The organism is Mangrovimonas sp. DI 80 (assembly GCF_001975575.1).
GTDB lineage: Bacteria > Bacteroidota > Bacteroidia > Flavobacteriales > Flavobacteriaceae > Mangrovimonas_A > Mangrovimonas_A xylaniphaga.
Genome location: NZ_MSDT01000004.1, coordinates 285,644 through 306,654, shown reverse-complemented (window position 1 = coordinate 306,654; position 21,011 = coordinate 285,644). Strand labels below are relative to the sequence as shown.

At 40.4% G+C, this 21,011-nt stretch carries 15 protein-coding genes; 12 read left to right on the top strand and 3 right to left on the bottom strand.

Features of this window, described 5'->3' with window-relative positions:
- The first annotated feature begins 31 nt into the window (after positions 1–31).
- The 10 genes from BKM32_RS09205 to BKM32_RS16370 all read left to right on the top strand — a co-directional run bounded on the left by BKM32_RS09205 (position 32) and on the right by BKM32_RS16370 (position 13,477).
- On the top strand, positions 32–967 hold the full coding sequence (locus BKM32_RS09205; protein WP_371328830.1) for a mechanosensitive ion channel family protein: 936 nt from the start codon (positions 32–34) through the stop codon (positions 965–967).
- A gap of 155 nt (positions 968–1,122) precedes the next feature.
- Positions 1,123–2,499: a cytochrome ubiquinol oxidase subunit I gene (locus BKM32_RS09200; RefSeq protein WP_076663544.1), complete on the top strand. Its 1,377-nt coding sequence runs from the start codon at positions 1,123–1,125 to the stop codon at positions 2,497–2,499.
- A gap of 12 nt (positions 2,500–2,511) precedes the next feature.
- Complete coding sequence (gene cydB, locus BKM32_RS09195; protein ID WP_076663543.1) at positions 2,512–3,549, top strand: cytochrome d ubiquinol oxidase subunit II; 1,038 nt, start codon at positions 2,512–2,514, stop codon at positions 3,547–3,549.
- A 302-nt stretch (positions 3,550–3,851) separates the two neighbouring features.
- Positions 3,852–5,621: a long-chain fatty acid--CoA ligase gene (locus tag BKM32_RS09190; protein ID WP_076663542.1), complete on the top strand. Its 1,770-nt coding sequence runs from the start codon at positions 3,852–3,854 to the stop codon at positions 5,619–5,621.
- Positions 5,622–5,733: 112 nt separating this feature from the next.
- Entirely contained in the window at positions 5,734–6,183 is a 450-nt protein-coding gene (locus tag BKM32_RS09185; RefSeq protein WP_076663541.1) for a MarR family winged helix-turn-helix transcriptional regulator, read from the top strand.
- Between the two features lie 6 nt (positions 6,184–6,189).
- On the top strand, positions 6,190–8,598 hold the full coding sequence (locus tag BKM32_RS09180) for a 3-hydroxyacyl-CoA dehydrogenase/enoyl-CoA hydratase family protein (RefSeq protein ID WP_076663540.1): 2,409 nt from the start codon (positions 6,190–6,192) through the stop codon (positions 8,596–8,598).
- A gap of 38 nt (positions 8,599–8,636) precedes the next feature.
- A complete protein-coding gene (locus BKM32_RS09175) occupies positions 8,637–8,984 on the top strand; it encodes a four helix bundle protein (RefSeq protein WP_076663539.1) in 348 nt (115 codons plus the stop codon).
- A 38-nt stretch (positions 8,985–9,022) separates the two neighbouring features.
- Positions 9,023–10,213, top strand: a complete 1,191-nt coding sequence (locus BKM32_RS09170) for an acetyl-CoA C-acyltransferase (protein WP_076663538.1) — start codon at positions 9,023–9,025, stop codon at positions 10,211–10,213.
- Positions 10,214–10,288: 75 nt separating this feature from the next.
- Positions 10,289–12,091, top strand: a complete 1,803-nt coding sequence (locus BKM32_RS09165; protein ID WP_076663537.1) for an acyl-CoA dehydrogenase family protein — start codon at positions 10,289–10,291, stop codon at positions 12,089–12,091.
- Between the two features lie 111 nt (positions 12,092–12,202).
- Complete coding sequence (locus tag BKM32_RS16370; protein ID WP_123812092.1) at positions 12,203–13,477, top strand: DUF6265 family protein; 1,275 nt, start codon at positions 12,203–12,205, stop codon at positions 13,475–13,477.
- 3 nt (positions 13,478–13,480) lie between these two features.
- On the opposite strand, the gene BKM32_RS09155 is transcribed toward BKM32_RS16370, so the two are convergent.
- Entirely contained in the window at positions 13,481–15,280 is a 1,800-nt protein-coding gene (locus BKM32_RS09155; protein WP_076663536.1) for a glycoside hydrolase family 15 protein, read from the bottom strand.
- A 92-nt stretch (positions 15,281–15,372) separates the two neighbouring features.
- On the opposite strand from BKM32_RS09155, the gene BKM32_RS09150 reads away from it, so the two are divergent.
- Positions 15,373–17,583 (top strand): bifunctional alpha,alpha-trehalose-phosphate synthase (UDP-forming)/trehalose-phosphatase, encoded by a 2,211-nt coding sequence (locus tag BKM32_RS09150; protein WP_076663535.1) that lies wholly within the window; start codon positions 15,373–15,375, stop codon positions 17,581–17,583.
- Positions 17,584–17,594: 11 nt separating this feature from the next.
- The gene (locus BKM32_RS09145; RefSeq protein WP_076663534.1) at positions 17,595–18,170 is read left to right on the top strand and encodes a YdeI family protein; all 576 of its coding nucleotides are present in this window, start codon (positions 17,595–17,597) and stop codon (positions 18,168–18,170) included.
- Here the strand turns inward: BKM32_RS09145 and BKM32_RS09140 are convergent.
- Positions 18,167–19,633 carry a sigma 54-interacting transcriptional regulator gene (locus BKM32_RS09140; protein ID WP_076663533.1) on the bottom strand — a complete coding sequence of 489 codons (1,467 nt, stop codon included), beginning with the start codon at positions 19,631–19,633 and terminating at the stop codon, positions 18,167–18,169. The genes BKM32_RS09145 and BKM32_RS09140 overlap by 4 nt on opposite strands.
- A gap of 39 nt (positions 19,634–19,672) precedes the next feature.
- Positions 19,673–20,800, bottom strand: coding sequence for a VWA domain-containing protein (locus BKM32_RS09135; RefSeq protein WP_076663532.1), 1,128 nt, complete (start codon positions 20,798–20,800; stop codon positions 19,673–19,675).
- Positions 20,801–21,011 lie beyond the last annotated feature (211 nt).

The following is a 21,011-nucleotide window of genomic DNA, read 5'->3' as shown; positions in this document are numbered from 1 at the left end:
ATTTCATAGTGTTGTTAATCAACTAGGGGCCTTGCCCTCCATTTCGTCTATGGTTGCTATAGAAAACATCAAACATTGGATCACGGAACACCCCAGCTTGTCTAGTTTTCTGAAATTTTTCCTTTGGATTACGGCCATCTTTCTATTAATGCATTGGGCACGCATCTTTTTAAAGAAAAACCTTCCCGATAATTCTGTAAAGTACAAATCGCAAAAAGGCATCGAAATTATCGGCTACATTCTTATTGGCATTCTCGCCATTTCCTACTTTACGGGCAACATTAAAGATTTCGGTTTGGCCGTTGGGCTCCTTACAGCAGGGATTACCATTACCCTGCAAGAGCTTATTTTGAGTATTGCTGGCTCTTTTTACATCTTTTTTGTACGCGTTTACAAACCGGGAGATCGTATTGAAATACACGGTATCAAAGGCGATGTCATTGACATTGACAGCATTTACACCACCATGATGGAAATTGGTGAATGGGTTTCGAGCGACAACTATAGTGGACGGATTGTTAAATTGAGTAATGCCTTTGTTTTTAAAGGCCCCGTTTATAACTATTCTAGAGATTTTCCTTTTGTTTGGGATGAATTCAACCTGCCCATCAAATATGGATCGGATATTGAATTGGCCAAACAACTAGTAATTTCCGTGGCCCAAGACCTTCTTTCCGAATATGTCTCAGCCTCCAAATCCAACTGGAAACAGGTGGTTGGCAAATATTATATTGAGGATGCACAAGTAGACCCCACTCTGGCCATTACCCTAACCGACAATTGGATTCAATTCAACCTTCGCTATATTGTGGATTACAAAAAACGGCGTTCTACAATGCATCTTCTAAACAATGAAATCAACAACAGAATACAACAAACCAATGGTAAAGTCCTTTTGTCATCCAGTACTATTGAAATTGTAAACATTCCAACTGTGAATATTTCTGACACATCCAATAAACAATAGCCACTTTCCTTTAGCAGAAAAGGAACAGGACATAACGAAATACCTTCGCTTTCCTATCCCAAAATTTCTTAACTTTATAACTCATTGTAAAACAAGAGAACATCTCTTGTATCTGGACTCCTTTTGATTAACCATCATAAAAACGGATCACACATATGGATACCGAAATACTCGCTAGAATCCAATTTGCATTTACCATTGCCTTCCATTATATCTACCCTCCCCTCAGTATTGGTTTAGGCTTGTTACTTGTAATTTTTGAAAGTCTTTATGTGAAGACCAAGCGTCCAGAATATCATATTTTGGCAAAGTTTTGGACCAAGATTTTTGCCCTTACCTTTGGAATTGGGGTGGTTACAGGTATTGTAATGGAATTTGAATTTGGCACCAATTGGGCCGTCTATTCAAGATATGTTGGAGATGTGTTTGGTAGCGCTTTGGCTGCCGAAGGGATTTTCGCCTTTGCCTTGGAAAGTGGCTTCTTGGGAGTCCTCCTATTTGGTTGGAACCGCGTTAAGCCGTGGGTGCATTTGGTTGCTACCATAGGCGTATTTTTTGGTTCCATGTTTTCGGCCGTTTGGATTGTTGTGGCCAATAGTTGGCAACAAACGCCCGCAGGATATCACATTGTTGGAGAAGGTTTGCAGGCCCGCGCCGAAATCACCGATTTCTGGGCCATGGTATTCAATCCCTCTAGTGTGGATCGCTTAACCCACGTATGGTTGGGAGCCTTTTTGGCCGGTGCCTTTTTGGTATTAAGCGTACATGCCTATTACTTAATAAGAAGGCGTTATGTAGACATTTCCCGAAAAGCCTTTAGAATTACCTTAGTGGTTGCCACTGTATTTTCATTGGGACAATTGTTTACAGGGCATAATTCGGCGGAAGGCGTTGCACACAACCAACCTGCAAAATTGGCCGCTTTGGAGGGACATTTTGAAGCCTCGGCCCCTGCTGATATGTACATATTTGGATGGGTAGACAAAGAAGCTCAAAAAGTAAGCGGTCTAAAAGTTCCCGGTGGTCTTTCTTTTTTATTGGATTACGATTTTAATACCCCCGTAAAGGGATTGAATGCCTTTCCTGAAGATGAGCGACCTCCGCAAGTGAATGCTGTGTTCCAGTTCTATCATATTATGGTGGCCATTGGCATGACCCTTATTGCCTTGACGCTTTATGCCTGCTTTTTATGGTGGAAGGGCAAGCTTTTTAGACGACGCTGGTTGCTTTGGGTATTTGTGTTTGCAGTATTCCTACCTCAAATAGCCAATCAAGTGGGGTGGTTTGCTGCCGAAATGGGCCGGCAACCTTGGGTAGTATATGGATTGCTTCGTACTTCCGATGCCTTTTCCCAATCGGTTACGGATAATCAAATTCTCTTTTCCTTGATTCTCTTTTTATTGGTATACACCCTATTGTTTATCCTGTTCCTTTACCTACTGAACAAAAAGATCAAACATGGTCCGTATGACGAATCAGAAACCGATGACCGTCCGTTGACCAAAGAAATTTCACAAGCAATAACCGGTTAAATCGCTAACAATATGGACACATTTTTAGGCATAGATTATCCCACTTGGTGGTTTTTGGTTGTAGGAGGCTTGTTTTCTGGGTATGCTATTTTGGACGGTTTCGATTTTGGTGCGGGGGCTTGGCATCTTTTCTTCAAAAAAGAATTGGACCGAAGAGTGGCTCTCAATGCCGTTGGACCTGTTTGGGACGGCAACGAAGTTTGGCTGGTCATTGGCGGCGGTGCCCTTTTTGCTGGCTTCCCATTAATGTACGCGACCTTTTTCTCGTCGCTCTACATTCCATTTATGCTCTTTTTAGTGTTTATCATTTTTAGGGCTATTGCCATTGAATTTAGAGGAAAAGAACCTATGAAATGGTGGAAAACCCTTTGGGATACCTGTTATAGTATTTCCAGTATTATGTTGGCTTTTTTATTGGGAGTGGTTTTGGGCAATGTACTTCAGGGCATTCAAATAGGAGAAGATTATCTATATCAAGGAGATGGCCTTTTGGAATTTTTGAATCCCTATGCCATCATGACCGGACTAACAACTTTGTCATTGTTTATGGCACATGGAGCCATTTATCTATTATTAAAAACGGAAGGCAAGATGTTTGAGCAGCTCACAAAACTCCTAAAAAAAGGGATGATATTTTTTATGGTTTGTTTTGGCATTACCACTTTATACACCCTTATTTACATACCTCATCTTTCTGATGATTTCAAAAGTAATCCCAGTTTGTTCGTGGTGCCTTTAATGGTGTTTTTAAGCATTGCCAACCTACCTAGGTTAGCCTCAAAAAAGCGATATAAACTAGCCTTCTTTTTTTCGTCGTTGACCATTGCACTGTCTTTGGTTTTGGTGGCCATTGAATTATACCCTAATTTGTTGATGTCCTCCATAGACGACAAATACCATATAGATATTTACAATGCGGCATCCTCTACCAAATCCATGCAAATTATGCTCACCATTGTAGCCATTGGAACTCCTTTGGTGTTGGGATATACCTTATTTGTCTATAGAACATTTAGAGGGAAAGTGACCTTGGATGAGACCAGTTATTGAATAATGCCCCTTTCCTACCTGATTTTAATATTGATATTGTTGTTCCCTTTAAACAAGATAATATCATGCATAACTCAATTAACAAAAACATTGCCTTCCTTGCCTGACCAGAACTTAGGCTTACTCATTATTTCTACTAAACAATTCTTAAGGAATCAGCCAAGATGTTGAGATTTTTATTAAGTTTGAAAATAAATAGCTTAATTATTGTAAAATTCAAAAATAAAGCAGTGCAAAAGGTTCAATTTGAAAATCTGCATTTATTTTTTATTTTGCGACACTTCAATTTTCTTAAACATTAAATGACAGAAATAACACGACTTTTTGATTTTCCATATTACCAATTGGAACAATACAATCTTGAGGATGCCCTCATTACCAAATATGACGGTACATGGGAGGCCACGTCTACTAAGGATTATTTAGATAAGGCCAATGCAATAAGTAGAGCCCTAATTCGCTTGGGAGTGCAAAAAAATGACAAGATTGCGGTTATTTCCTCCAACAATAGAACCGAATGGAACATTATGGATATTGGTGTGCTACAAGTGGGAGCACAAAACATCCCCATATATCCTACCATTTCCCCAGAAGATTATGAATATGTATTGAACCATAGTGAAGCCATCTATTGCTTTGTGTCCGATGAAGAGGTTTTGGACAAGGTCAATACTATTAAGCATAACACCAAGGTAAAAAAAGTCTACTCCTTTAACCGAATTAAGGGCTGTAAACACTATTCCGAGTTATTGAAATTAGGTGAGGACGATAGCAACCAAGCTGAAGTTGAGGAACGAAAAAAGGCGGTCCAACCTAATGACTTGGCAACCATAATCTATACTTCCGGTACTACTGGGAGACCTAAAGGCGTCATGCTTTCGCACCATAATATTGTGAGCAATGCCCTAGACTCCATTCCTCGTTTGCCAATATCCGGTAAAGGGACCAGAGTGCTCAGCTTTTTACCTATTTGCCACATTTTTGAGCGTGTCTTGATATATATCTACCAATATATGGGAGCCAGCATTTATTATGCGGAAAGTATTGAAAAGATGAGCGACAATATGAAAGAAGTAAAACCTCATTTAATGAGTGTAGTGCCAAGACTTTTGGAAAAAGTGTATGATAAAATCTATGCCAAGGGTCAAGAATTGTCTGGTATCAAACAAAAGCTCTTTTATTGGGCTATTGAACTGGGAGAACAATGGGAACCTTACGAAAAAAATGGTGCTTGGTACGAATTTAAGTTAGGCATTGCCCGAAAACTTATTTTCAGTAAATGGAAAGAAGCCCTAGGCGGTGAACTTGATACCATGGTATCTGGTAGTGCACCTTTGCAACCAAGATTGGCACGTATATTTTGTGCAGCAGGCCTACAGGTTATGGAAGGGTATGGCCTTACCGAAACTTCTCCTGTTATTGCCGTTGGAAAATATGAAGGCCATATGTTTAAAATTGGAACCGTGGGTAAACCAATTGAAAATGTAGAGGTAAAAATTGCTGAAGACGGAGAGATTCTTGTCAAAGGTCCAAATGTTATGATGGGCTACTATAAAGATCCCGAAAAAACGGCCTCTGTAATGACCGGTGACCATTTCCATACGGGAGATAAAGGTGAAATTGATGCAGAAGGCTTCCTGAAAATTACTGGACGTAAAAAAGAAATGTTCAAGACCTCAGGAGGGAAATACGTCATCCCCACTCTTTTGGAGAATGAATTGAAACAATCCCGTTTTGTAGAACAAGTAATGGTTATTGGTGAAGGCGAAAAAATGCCAGCTGCCTTAATTCAATTAAACTTTGATTTTGTGAAGGAATGGGCCAGACGTAAACACAAATCTATTGGTACTACCAACACAGAAATCTGCAGCAACCAAGACGTGATTGATCGCATTCAAAAAGTGGTTGACCAATGTAACCAGCAATTTGGTAAATGGGAACAAATAAAACGTTTTGAACTCACTCCTGATGTTTGGTCCATTAGTGGCGGACAACTCACCCCTACTCTTAAAATGAAACGGGATGTTATCAAGGGCATTTACAAAGACTTATACGATAAAATCTATAATTAATTTCTTACAATTAAAGACACCTCACCACAAGGTGTTTTTTTATGTTAATTTTTTTATTTATTATGCATGCATAATAAATAATTATTATATTTGAGAGAACGAAACACTATTCATGAAAGACAAAACCATAGACTATGTCCTGAGAACCACTTGGTTGGCAGTAAACAAAATGTATAATGATGAAGCTGCAAAATTTGAGACAACTATGGCCACAGGTTTTACCCTATTAAGCATCGACCCAGAAAAAGGAACACCATCTACCTCATTGGGCCCAAAAATGGGTATGGAGGCCACTAGTTTGTCACGCATTTTAAAAACCATGGAAACTCGTGGACTCATAGAACGAAAACCTAACCCCGACGATGGTCGTGGGGTGTTGATTCACCTTACCCCCTTCGGGAAAGAAAAAAGAGAACTGTCCAAAGATCGTGTACTCACCTTCAATGAGGCGGTAAAAAAACATGTCTCTCCAGAAAAAATGGCCCATTTCTATGAAGTGGCCGAAACGATCAACGACTTAATTTCCAATAAAAAAATATTTAACCAAAACGAAAGATCATAATTTAAAATGAGCAAACGTATCATAAAAAAAGTGGCCGTTATCGGCTCTGGAATTATGGGAAGCGGCATTGCTTGCCACTTCGCCAATATTGGCGTTGAAGTCCTGCTTTTGGACATCGTGCCCAGAGAACTTAACGACATCGAAAAAACTAAAGGCCTCACACTAAACGATGCTGTCGTGCGCAACCGTTTGGTAAACGATGCCTTAAAGGCGGCCCTAAAATCGAAGCCATCCCCTATATATCACCAAAGTTTTGCAAACCGCATCCAAACTGGAAATCTTGAGGATGACATTGCCAAAGTGGCCAATGTCGATTGGATAATTGAAGTGGTTGTAGAACGTTTGGACATTAAAAAATCGGTTTTTGAAAACCTTGAAAAACACAGAACTCCTGGAACCTTAATTACGTCCAATACCTCTGGGATTCCTATTCATTTTATGAGTGAAGGCCGAAGTGAAGACTTCCAAAAACACTTTTGCGGAACACACTTCTTCAATCCAGCGCGCTATTTAAAATTGTTCGAAATCATTCCTGGACCAAAAACTTCGCCTGAAGTCTTGGAATTCCTAAATGGTTATGGCGAACAATACCTAGGAAAAACTTCGGTAGTTGCTAAAGATACGCCGGCCTTTATAGGTAACCGAATCGGGATTTTTGGAATCATGAGTTTGTTCCACCAAGTTAAGGCACTCGGTTTGACGATTGAAGAAGTTGATAAACTTACCGGACCTGTTATTGGAAGACCTAAATCGGCCACCTTCCGTACGGTAGATGTGGTTGGCTTGGATACCTTAGTACATGTAGCCAATGGTCTTTACGAGAATTGCCCAAATGATGAAGCCCATGAGCTATTCAAACTTCCAGGCTTTATTAACACCATGATGGAAAACAAATGGTTGGGAAGCAAAACAGGCCAAGGGTTCTACAAAAAAGTAAAAGCCGATGATGGCTCAAGTGAAATCCTTTCCTTGGACTTGGACACTTTGGAATACCGTTCTAAAAAATCGGCAAAATTTGCCACTTTAGAACTTACCAAAACGGTTGATAAAGTTATTGACCGCTTCCCCATTCTGGTATCTGGTAAAGATAAGGCAGGTGAATTCTACAGAAAGAACTTTGCGGCCATGTTTGCCTACGTATCCCATAGAATCCCCGAAATCACCAAGGAACTTTATAAAATAGATGACGCCATGAAGGCCGGCTTTGGTTGGGAACATGGTCCGTTTCAAATTTGGGATGCCATAGGCCTTGCCAAGGGTATTGAATTGATGCAACAAGAAGGATTGGAACCTGCACCTTGGGTTAGCGACATGCTTTCCTCTGGAAGTACTTCTTTCTACACAGTAAAAGATGGCGCCACCTATTGTTACGATATCCCTTCCAAAACCCAACTTAAAGTTCCTGGACAGGATGCCTTTATCATTTTAGATAACATCCGAAAATCAAATGAAGTCTTTAAAAACTCAGGCGTGGTGATTGAAGATTTGGGTGATGGAATATTGAACTGTGAATTCCAAAGCAAAATGAACACCATAGGTGGTGATGTGTTGGCAGGAATCAACAAAGCCATTGATCTAGCTGAAAAAGATTTTGATGGCTTGGTGATTGGTAACCAAGGAGCTAATTTCTCTGTAGGTGCCAACATTGGTATGATTTTTATGATGGCAGTAGAACAGGAATACGACGAATTGAATATGGCCATCAAGTATTTTCAGGATACCATGATGCGTATGCGCTATTCTTCCATTCCAACCATTTCAGCCCCTCACGGCATGACTTTGGGTGGTGGCTGTGAGCTGTCACTTCATGCCGATAAAGTGGTAGCTGCTGCCGAGACGTATATGGGACTTGTGGAATTTGGGGTAGGTGTCATCCCTGGTGGTGGTGGTTCCAAGGAAATGACTTTGAGAGCTTCGGATACCTTCAGAAAAAATGATGTGGAATTGAATGTCCTACAAGAATATTTCATGGCTATTGGTATGGCAAAAGTATCTACTTCTGCCTATGAAGCCTTTGATTTTGGCGTGCTCCAAAAAGGTAAAGATGTGGTCGTGGTCAATAAAGACCGACAAATTGCCACCGCTAAAGCCTACGCCCGACTTATGGCGGATCAAGGTTACACCCAACCTATCAAACGCAATGATGTGAAGGTGCTAGGAAAACAAGCTTTAGGTATGTTCTTGGTAGGAATTGACTCCATGCAGGCTGGTCATTATATTTCGGAACACGACAAAAAGATTGCGACAAAACTAGCCTATGTGATGGCAGGAGGTGATTTATCAGAAGCGTCATTGGTTAGCGAACAATATTTATTGGATCTAGAACGTGAAGCCTTCCTAAGTCTTTGTACCGAACGTAAAACGTTAGAACGCATTCAACATATGCTAAAAACAGGAAAACCATTGCGCAATTAATTGCTCAGTATTGAGACATTAGAATTAAGTAGTTAGACATGCATAACATTCAAGAATTAAAAATTTGGCAGAAAGCAATGGAATTGTCCAAAGCCACTTACATGCTTTGCTTGGATATGCCTACTGACGAAAAATTTGGATTGACATCTCAAATAAAGCGAAGTGCTATTTCTATTCCTTCAAATATCGCTGAAGGTGCAGGAAGAAATTCCAATAATGAATTTAAACACTTCTTAAGTATTGCGAACGGTTCAACATATGAATTGCAGACACAATTACTTTTAATATCAGAATTAAATTTACTCAACAAGAATAACGTACAACCCCTTATTGAGTTATGTATTGAAATTCAAAAAATGAATTATTCGTTTCAGCAAAAGCTCTGAATCTTAATACTAAAATCTCAATACTCAATACTAAAAATATGAAAACCGCATATATAGTAAAAGGATATAGAACCGCTGTAGGGAAAGCCCCTAAAGGAGTGTTCCGTTTTAAAAGGCCGGACGAATTGGCTGCGGAAACCATACAGTACATGATGGACCAACTCCCTGAATTTGACAAAACCCGTATTGACGATGTCATTGTTGGAAACGCCATGCCAGAGGCCGAGCAAGGTCTTAATATGGGTCGCTTGATTTCCCTCATGGGATTGAAAATTGAAGACGTACCGGGTGTGACTGTCAACCGTTATTGTGCCTCCGGAATAGAAACCATCGGTATTGCCACGGCAAAAATACAAGCAGGCATGGCCGATTGTATTATTGCCGGTGGAGCCGAAAGCATGAGCTACATCCCTATGGGTGGCTACAAACCAGTGCCGGATTATGCTGCCGCCAAAGCAGGGCATGAAGACTACTATTGGGGTATGGGATTAACGGCAGAAGCCGTTGCAAAGCAGTTTAAAGTCTCCAGAACAGATCAGGACGAATTTGCCTTTAACTCCCATATGAAAGCCTTAAAAGCGCAGGCAGAAGACCGCTTTCAGGATCAAATTGTCCCCATTAATGTAGAACAGGTTTATATCGATGAAAATGGCAAAAAGGCCTCAAAAACCTATACTGTTACCAAAGATGAAGGACCAAGAAAGGACACCAATCTAGACGCTTTATCTAGGTTAAGACCTGTATTTGCTGCCGATGGTAGCGTGACTGCAGGAAACTCTTCACAAATGAGTGATGGCGCTGCTTTTGTAATGGTAATGAGTGAAGATTTGGTAAAAGAACTCAACTTGGAGCCTATTGCCCGCTTGGTCAATTATGCCGCTGCGGGTGTCGAACCTCGTATAATGGGAATTGGGCCAGTAAAAGCCATTCCAAAAGCTCTGAAACAAGCAGGTCTAAAACAAGAAGACCTCAGCCTTATTGAGCTTAATGAAGCATTCGCATCCCAATCCATAGCCGTAATCCGCGAACTGGAATTGAACCCAAGCATCGTCAATGTCAATGGTGGAGCCATTGCACTTGGACACCCACTAGGATGTACAGGAGCCAAACTTTCCGTGCAATTGTTTGACGAAATGCGCAAACGTGATATGAAAGGCAAGTACGGTGCTGTAACCATGTGTGTGGGAACAGGGCAAGGTGCCTGTGGAATTTTTGAATTTTTAAATTAGAATTGAGATATGAGATGTGAGTAGTGAGAAGCTTAGCCTCAATACTCAATACTAACTACTAAAATCTTTAAACATATGGAAACTACAGAAAAAGATATTTTAAGAGGTGGTCAGTTTTTGGTTAAGGAAACCAACTGTGACGACGTGTTTACTCCGGAAGATTTTTCAGAGGAACAACTAATGATGAAGGAAGCGGTTATGGAATTCAACGACCGTGAAATCATCCCCAACAAACCTCGTTTTGAGGCCAAGGATTACGCCCTAACCGAAGAGGTAATGAAAAAAGCTGGAGAACTTGGCTTTTTAGGGGTGGCAGTTCCCGAAGAATATGGTGGACTTGGTATGGGCTTTGTCTCTACCATGCTAACTTGCGATTATATTTCCAGTGGAACGGGATCTTTCAGTACGGCTTTTGGAGCTCATACTGGGATAGGTACTATGCCTATCACGCTTTATGGAACCGAAGAACAAAAACAAAAATATGTTCCTAGGTTGGCTACAGGGGAATGGTTTGGCGCCTATGCCCTTACGGAACCTGGGGCTGGTAGTGATGCCAATTCAGGAAAAACGACGGCTCAACTTTCAGAGGACGGGAAAAGCTATAAGATCAACGGACAAAAAATGTGGATCTCCAATGCGGGGTTCTGTAATATGTTCATTGTATTTGCACGTATAGAGGACGACAAATACATTACCGGATTTATTGTTGAAAACGACCCTAATAATGGAATTTCCCTAGGGGAAGAAGAGCACAAATTGGGCATCCACGCTTCTTCTACACGTCAAGTGTTTTTTAGTGATACGGTAGTGCCTGTAGAAAATATGCTTGCTGGACGTGGGGAAGGTTTTAAAATCGCCATGAATGCCTTAAACATTGGTCGTATTAAATTGGCTGCCGCTTGTTTGGATTCACAGCGACGCATTACCACCACTGCAGTACAATATGCCACCGAGCGTAAACAGTTCAAAACGCCTATTGCTAATTTTGGCGCTATTAAATTGAAAATAGCTGAAATGGCCACAAATGCCTATGTAGGCGAATCGGCCTGTTATAGAGCAGCTAAAAATATTGAGGATCGCATTGCCCTAAGAATGGAAGCCGGAAATTCCCACCAAGAAGCCGAGCTTAAAGGTGTCGAGGAATATGCCATAGAATGTTCTATTTTGAAGGTTTCCGTATCGGAAGATGTGCAAAACTGTGCCGATGAAGGGATCCAAATTTTCGGAGGTATGGGATTCTCTAAAGACACGCCAATGGAAGCTGCTTGGAGAGATGCCCGTATTGCCCGTATTTATGAAGGAACCAACGAGATTAACCGAATGTTATCGGTGGGTATGCTGATTAAAAAAGCCATGAAAGGCCATGTAGACTTATTAGGTCCTGCCATGAAGGTTCAAGAGGAACTTATGGGCATTCCTTCGTTTGACACACCAGATTATTCAGAATTGCTTTCAGAAGAAAAGGCTATGATTGCCAAACTGAAAAAGGTGTTCTTGATGGTTGCTGGAGCTGCAGTTCAAAAATTTGGGCCAGACTTGGAAGCACATCAACAATTGCTGTTGGCAGCCTCTGATATTTTGATTGAAATCTACATGGCGGAATCGGCTATTTTAAGAGCTGAGAAAAATGCCAAGCGCTTTGGTGAAGAAGCCCAAGCTTCACAAATTGCCATGGCTAAACTGTATTTGTACCACGCCGTAACCACGATAGAGCAAAATGGACGTGAAGGTATTATTTCATTTGCACAAGGAGATGAGCAACGCATGATGTTGATGGGACTGAAACGTTTCACCAAATACGCAAACTACCCAGACATTGTTGCGTTACGCAATAGTATTGCCGAAAAGGTAACTGCCGAAAATAAATACTGCTTCTAAATATGTTCTGACTAATTCAAAATTTTAAGTTTACAGAAGCAGAAAAGCCAATTCATTAATTTGAATTGGCTTTTTTAATTTACCTATCTTTAAAATTTCAAGATATAAAATATGAAACCATTTTTAATTGCATTTATAGTTTGTTTCAGTCTGAACATTATAGCCCAACCCAACACCGATGTATTTCTGTTTGATCTTGACCAGTCCTCGGGTAAATTGGAACTTTCCAATATCAAAAATATTTCCAACAAAGAAGGTTATGACAACCAACCGTCGTTTCTAGATAACTACACCTTAGTCTTTTCTTCCACTAGAAATGGTCAAACCGATATAGCCCAATACAATTTGAAAACAGGTGAGACAACTTGGCTTTGTAACACCGAAGGCAGTGAATACTCCCCCATTAAAATCCCTGGTAAAAAAGCTGTTTCTGCAATCAATTTAGGATTGGATAGCAGCCAAAAATTATACAGCTACAGTTTGAATGATGACTCCTCGGAAGTTCTTATAGATAATTTACTGATTGGCTATCACGTATGGCAGGATAAAAACACGCTTTTTTTGGCCATTTTAGAGCCAGATATGCTTTCGTTGGTGGAATACAACCTAAACCATCACAAAGCAGATAGAATCCAAAGGAATATTGGGCGCTCCCTACTCAACATTCCCAACTCCAATTTAATAAGTTACGTTTCCAAAGAAACTCCACAATGGGAAATCCGTTCGTTTAATCCAAAAACAAACAAATCCTCTCTTATTGCCCAAACTCTTCCCGAAATTGAAGATCTTGTTTGGTTAGAAGATGGGAGCATCCTAATGGCGAAAGATGACAACATCTATCACCTAAATCCTAAACAAGGAAAAGAATGGGTTCAAATTGCAAATTTAAAAGAGTCAAACCTTCACAACATTACCAGAATGGCGATTAGTCCAGACGGTACAAAGCTGGCGGTTGTAGCAGAAAATACTACCACACTTCTCGAACCCAAACTAGATAATATTGCATGGATTACTGGCAACTGGAAAGGCGAAGCCTTTGGAGGACAAACTGAAGAAAACTGGAGCGAACCTTCGGGAGGCTCTATGATGGCTACTTTTAAACTTATCAACGATGGTAAAGTCACTTTTTATGAAATCGAAATCATCCGTGAAGTCAATAACACCCTGATTCTTCAACTAAAACATTTTAAAACTGACTTAACTGGCTGGGAAGAAAAGGACGAAACGGTAGATTTCCCCTTAAAAGAAATCACCCCTACAAAAGTTGTTTTTGAAGGGATGACCTTTGAAAAAATTAGCGACACCGAAATGAATGTCTATGTTGATATCCACAACAAATCTGGTGAAGTGGAAACTGTGAAATTCAATTATAAAAAATCCAACTAAGGCTTAACGCATCTTATCCAACACGCGCTCATAATCGGTGACATTGGACAAGTTGATGGCGGTTTCTATCAAGGCTAAATGCGAATAGGCCTGAGGGAAATTACCCAACAAACGTTTGGTTTTAAAATCGATATCCTCACTGAACAATCCTAAATGGTTACTGTAGGACAATAATCTATCAAACCATTGTTTTGCTTTTTGCACCTCTCCTATTTTATACAGACTATTAATGAACCAAAACGTACAAATGGTAAAAGAGGACGATGGTAAGCCAAAATCGTCCATGTTTTTATAGCGATACAGCAACCCATCATTACTCAAATCGCGCTCAATAGCATTTACAGTACTGATGTATTTCGGGTCCCTTGCGTCAATAAAACCATAAGGCTCCATTAACAACACGGACGCATCTAGATCGTGAGAACCATAAGACTGTGTAAAAGCCTTGGCTTCTTCACTCCAAGCCTTATCCATGATGTCCTGTTTAATTTCTGAAGCTATCTTTTTCCATTTGGTGACTTTGTTCTGTTTGTTCAATAACTCAGCCACCTTGATGGCCTTGTCTACGGCCACCCAACACAGCACTTTGGAAAAAGTAAAATGCCTGTCTTCTGCCCTAAATTCCCAAATCCCCTTATCGGCTTCTTTCCAGTGACGGTTCACCACCCAAACAATTCCTTTAGTAATGGTCCAAATCTCTTCGGTATGCTCTATATCCATAGAAAAATTGACAAACTGTTGGTGAATCACATCCATCAAGATCCCGTAAATATCATTCTGTTTCTGCTTATAAGCTGCATTACCCACACGTACCGGAGTGGAATTTTTATATCCGCTTAAATGCCCCAAAGTAACTTCCGTGAGCATTTTCTCCTTATTGATGCCGTACATGATCTGTAGCTTCTCATCCTTATCTGGAATCAAATCCATAATGAACTTCAAATACCGCTTGGCAATATTTTTATGGCCCAACTTCGACACTACTTTTATAACCATAGAAGCGTCCCTAATCCAACAGAACCTATAATCCCAATTACGCACTTCTCCTATAGTTTCTGGTAAAGACGTAGTAGCAGCCGCCAATACAGCCCCCGTTTTGTCATAGGTCAGCAATTTCAAGGTTAAGGCGCTTCTAGAAATTTCCTTTTGGTAACGTTTGTATTTTGGAGTCCGGTCCATCCAATTCAACCAATATACTTTGGTGCGCTGATGTTCCAAATACATACTCTCTACCGTAGTTTCAAATACCTTTTCATTATATCCCACCAAAAAATAGCCATCTTCTGTAAGCTCTATTGGCTCTCCGTTGACGATCTTTTCCTTATCAAAATTGGAATATAGAAACAGGGTGTCAAACTTATCTCCATAAGTTAAACTCACAATAAAATGTTCCTTAATGTACATTTCGGTGACACCTTTGGCATATTCCAATTTGGGATTGTACAGCACTCTAAACGTTGGTTTCCCCGAAATATATTGAATGTACCTAATGATTTCCGGTGGCGACTGATAGCCTCCGTGAGCTTTGTAATAACGTGGCATAAAATCATGCACTTCAAATACATCATTGCCACTACTAAAGGCGGTTACCAAAATTGTAGTATTCTCAATATATTTTTGGGTAATTGTATAGGATTCATCCACCAAAATCTCGAAACTTCCCCCAATACTTTCATCCAATAATTTCGCGAATACCGAAGAGGAATCGAATTCCGGAAGGCAACACCATTCTATAGCTCCTGTTTTAGAAACCAATGCAGCACTTCTGCAGTTCCCTATGATACCGTAGTCTAAGTTGTTCATTAATTCTTTTTTCTTTTTTGATATGGAAAACGTTCAATTTTTCATTAAATTAACAAAATTCACAGTATAAACAATTTTATAAATCAAAATTCATGAGTAAAACCATCATCGTATCCAACAGACTACCATTGCAGGTTAAAATAGAACAGAATTCCCTGAACATTGTCCCGAGCGTAGGAGGACTTGCTACAGGAATGAAATCGGTTCATGCAGATGGCAATGGCATTTGGATAGGATGGTCTGGATTGACCCAAGAGGAATTGGACGAGGACCTTTCAAAAGAAGTCGATAAAGCCATTAAGAAAGAAAAATGTGTGGCCGTCCCGCTAAACGAAGAAGATGTTGAGAATTTCTATTATGGATTCAGCAACAAAACCCTTTGGCCTCTTTTCCACTACTTCATGGAATACACCGAATTTGAAAAAGACCAATGGGACTCCTACATCGAAGTGAACCAAAAATTTGCCGATGTGGTAGTGGAGAACCTTGAAGATGGCGATACGGTTTGGGTACATGATTATCAATTATTACTGCTGCCTGAACTGATCAGGGACAAAAAACCCAATACTACCATTGGGTTCTTTTTGCACATCCCCTATCCTTCCTATGAAATCTTCAGAACCTTCCCTTGGCGTGAAGAGCTCTTAAAAGGGATGTTGGGAGCTGATTTACTAGGCTTTCACACGTATGACTATGAACGCCACTTTTTAAGTTCGGTAAAACGTATTTTACGTTTGGATGTGAAATTCAATAAAATTACCTACGGCGATCGTACGGTGAAGGTAGACTCCTTCCCAATGGGAATTGACTATGCCAAATTTCACGATGCAGCCCTTAGGCACAACCAAATGGGACCCAACGAAAAATCGGAATTGCAACGCCGATTAGATGACCATATCGAACAATCCCCTGACGCAAAAATGATTCTGTCCATAGACCGATTGGACTATACCAAAGGAATTCCAAACAGATTACGTGCCTTTGAATATTTCCTAAACAAATACCCTGAATTCAAAGAAAAAGTACGGTTGATCATGTTGGCCGTTCCCTCCCGCTCCAATGTCCCACAATACCAACGTTTAAAGCGGGAAACCGATGAGTTGGTAGGGCGTATCAATGGAGAGTTCTCTACGGTAAGCTGGACGCCAATTTGGTACTTTTACAGAGCCATGCCTTTTGAAAATCTAATCGATCTATACACGTCTTCCGATGTGGCCATTATTACCCCGCTCCGTGACGGGATGAATTTGGTAGCCAAGGAATATATCGCCACAAGAGTGAATGAAGATGGCGTGTTGATTTTAAGTGAAATGGCAGGAGCTTCCAAAGAAATGAACGAAGCACTGCTCATCAACCCCAATAACTTCGAGGACATCGCCAACACCTTAAAACAGGCTCTGGAAATGCCTTTGGAAGAACAGCACAAACGCACCAAAATTCTTCAAAAACGACTCAAACGTTACACCGTAGAAAAGTGGGCCGATGAATTTATGAAGTCTCTTAATGCAACCAAAGTAACCGAATCTGTTGCCGTGGCACAGCGCCTTGATGACAACTTACAAAAAGAGATGTTCGCCGATTATAAAAAAGCAAAAAAGAGACTCCTGTTCTTGGATTATGATGGCACCTTGGTTGGCTTTAAGGACAATCCGAAAGATGCCAGTCCAGATGACCAATTATATGCGCTTTTGGATACATTAAGTGAACAAGAAAATACAGACTTGGTAATCATAAGTGGACGGGACCAAAATACCTTCAACAAATGGTTTGGAAATAAAAATTACAATCTTATTACAGACCACGGTGTATGGCTCAAGCGTCCCGATAAAAACTGGGAAGCCTTGGAGCATCTTAAAAACGATTGGATGGAAAACGTAAGGCCAATCTTGGAAACCTTTGTAGACCGCACCCCTGGAACCTTTATTGAAACCAAACAATACTCTTTGGCATGGCACTATCGAAAAGCCGATCCTGAATTGGCACAAATTCGTACCATGGAATTGAATACCGTCCTTACAGGATTGATTTCCAACGACAACCTCAGCGTACTTTCCGGAAACAAAGTCATCGAAATAAAAAGCAGTAATGTCAATAAAGGGCGTGCTTGCTTACGATTGATTCCAGAAAATACCTACGACTTTGTTTTTGCCATTGGAGATGACTGGACCGATGAATATATGTTTGAGGAATTGCCAAAATCGGCATATACTGTGAAGGTAGCTTCCAAAACCACCAAAGCCAAATACTACATCAAGGATACCGACGAAGTAAGGGTACTACTAGAAAAGTTTATAGCCAATTAAGTCCTTTGCTCATGTCTCATATTCCGGAACTCTATTTTAAAACCCATGAAGAATGGAGGGAATGGCTCTTGGGCAACCACTCCCAATACAAGGGTGTTTACCTTATTTTTTATAAGGTAGGACATGACAATGACAGTATGCGTTGGGAAGAAGCCGTAAAAGTGGCCATTTGTTTTGGTTGGATTGATTCCACCGTAAAAAGTTTGGGAGAAGGCAAACGACGACAATACTTCACCCCAAGAAATCCTAAAAGTGTATGGAGTGCCGTGAACAAAAGCTACATCGAAGAGCTTTTGGAAGCCGACCTAATGCATGAAAGTGGATTGAGAACTATAGCAATTGCCAAGGACAATGGCAGTTGGATAAGTTTGGACGATGTTGAGAATGGCATCATCCCTAAAGATCTTCAAGAAGCTTTCGAGCAACATCCCAAAGCCTTTGAAAATTACCAAAACTTTGCACCTTCCTATAGAAAAAGCTATTTGTATTGGTTGAACCAAGCCAAACGTGAAGCCACTAGGGCCAAACGTATTTCAGAAATCGTACAACTGTGTGGTGACAATATTAAAAGTCGTGGAGGCTATTAAATACCTCCGAAAAAACTACCATAAGGATCTTTAAATTGTATGCCTTCAGTGAAACGGTATTTGCTCAATTGTTTAAATTCAACCAAAGCCCACAGTACAAACTCCTTCAAAAAATACGTATCAGATGCTGGAATGTCTGGTGCATATTCTTCCAACAAAGCGTCCAATGGTTGGATGCTATCTAATAACTGTTGGTAATCCCTATCCGGCACATCGTCCAATAATTCAAACCCCTCCTTTTGATTGAAAAACCAAGATACAATATCATCATAAGGTGTGGCATCGCCTTCCTTTTTCAGTTTTTCAATCTTAGGGAACAGTTCCACAAACAAAGTTTTTACAGCATCCCCTATTAGATTGTAAGCCACCACCGAAGCTCCTTCCTGCTCTCCTTCATACACCAATTCTACTTTCCCCGTGATGGACGGAATGATTCCCATAAAATCTCCCATACGTACCGTGGTATTTTCATCTTCACATTGCAAAGCGCGACGTTCGGCGGTACTCAATAAATTTTCATAGGCGGTAATTCCCAATCTGGCACTCACACCACTTTTGGCATCTATAAACTCACTTTCGCGTGCTTCAAAAGCCACTTGCTCCAACAAATCCTTTGCCAATTCAGGCACTACAATGTTTTCAGCTTGTCTAGCATCCAATTTGGCTTCCTGTTGGGTAATGAGTTTTGCGGTTTCCAAATCTTGGGGATAATGGGTTAAAATCTGGGAACCAATACGGTCTTTAAGCGGGGTTACAATACTGCCTCTATTGGTATAATCCTCTGGATTTGCCGTGAACACAAATTGGATATCCAAAGGCAAACGCAATTTAAATCCACGAATTTGAATATCTCCTTCCTGCAAAATATTGAACAGCGCCACCTGTATTCTGGCCTGTAGATCGGGTAATTCATTGATTACAAAAATACACCGATTGGCCCTAGGAATCATCCCGTAATGAATCACACGATCATCGGCATAACTCAATTTAAGATTGGCCGCTTTTATAGGATCTACATCACCAATAATATCGGCAACCGTAACGTCTGGCGTTGCCAATTTTTCAGCAAAGCGTTCACTGCGATGCAACCAAACAATAGGTGTATCATCACCTTTCTCCTTAATTAGTTCCGTAGCATATCTAGACAACGGTCTTTGGGGATCGTCATTGATTTCGGAACCTTCCACTACGGGAATATATTCATCCAACAAATTTACCATCAGCCGCGCCAATCTTGTTTTGGCTTGTCCTCGCAATCCTAATAAATTAATGTTATGTCGGGATAAAATGGCACGCTCCAATTCAGGAATTACGGTATGCTCATATCCGTGGACGCCTTCAAACGTTTCCTCCTCCTCTTTAAGCTTTTCTATTAGATTATTCCGCAACTCATCTTTAATCGACTGGTATTTATACCCTGCCTTTTTTAAAGCTCCTAAAGTGGTAATGGCTGATATATTCATAGGTTTGATATCTAGTTTTGGTTTATCGAAAAAGACCTGTTATCCTTTGATGCGTTTTTTTCTATTGGTTTCGTAATCTTCAAAAATCATTTCGCCTAAACCTTTCAGCCCTGTATAAAAGGCCTTTCCTTGGTTGGCGTAGGTAAACTCACGAACAAATTGCATTAAATAAGCATCTTGGGCAATCATAAAAGTAGTGATTGGAATATGAAGCCGTCTTGCCTGCTGTGCCATGGCATAGCACTTATTGACTATAAAATCGTCCAAGCCGTAACTGTTTTTATAATATTCGCCATTGGGCAAACGCAAACAACTTGGTTTTCCATCGGTGATCATAAAGATTTGCTTATTGGTGTTGCGCTTACGTCTTAGTAAATCCATGGCCAATTGCAACCCGGCCACCGTATTGGTATGGTATGGGCCAACCTGTAGATAGGGCAAGTCCTTAATTTGGATTTGCCACGCATCGTTACCAAACACCAAAATATCCAAGGTATCCTTTGGGTAACGGGTAGTGATCAATTCCGCTAAGGCCATGGCCACTTTTTTGGCTGGGGTAATGCGGTCCTCTCCATATAAAATCATACTATGGCTGATATCAATCATCAAAACCGTACTCATTTGGGACTTGTGAAGGGTTTCCTCCACTACCAAATCGTCCTCAGACAACCTGAAATTTCCAAGGCCATGATTGATTTGGGCATTCTTTAAACTTTCGGTCATGGACACACGGTCTAAAGCATCCCCAAATTGATATTCTCTATAGTCGCCTGTATGCTCATCTCCAATCCCAGGGCTTTTGCTTCTATGGTTCCCCTGGCCACTGCGTTTGATTTTTCCAAAAATTTGGTCCAAGGCCGCTCTTCTAATCGCACGTTCTGTTTTCGAGGTAATCCCCAAGCCTCCTTCTCCATCAGGACGCAATTCTTCGCGGATATAGCCTTTCTTTTTAAGGTCTTCAATAAAATCGTCTATGGTATAATCTTCTGTCGTGAGATTGTATTCCTTATCCAATTCCCGTAACCAATCAATAGCTTCATCAAAATCGCCCGAAGTATGGATAATCAATTCCATAAAGATATCCAGAAGCTTATAAAAAATAGATTGCTCCGGTGCCTCATAATTTCTAAAGACAAATCCCTTAAAAAAATAGCCCTTTGTTTTCATAGCCCTATAAAATTACAATTTTTTGGAACGCCATCCGAATGTTATCGCAGTACATCCCAAAACACCATCCAAAGAGCCACTCCACGGCTCCTTTTCAAAAAAACAAATCATAAAACCCTGTAACACAAATAGTTAAATTCACTCATCGGTACTTCAGGATCAAAGCTGATAATTATCATATTATATTTTTTCTTATCTTTTAACCTTTGTT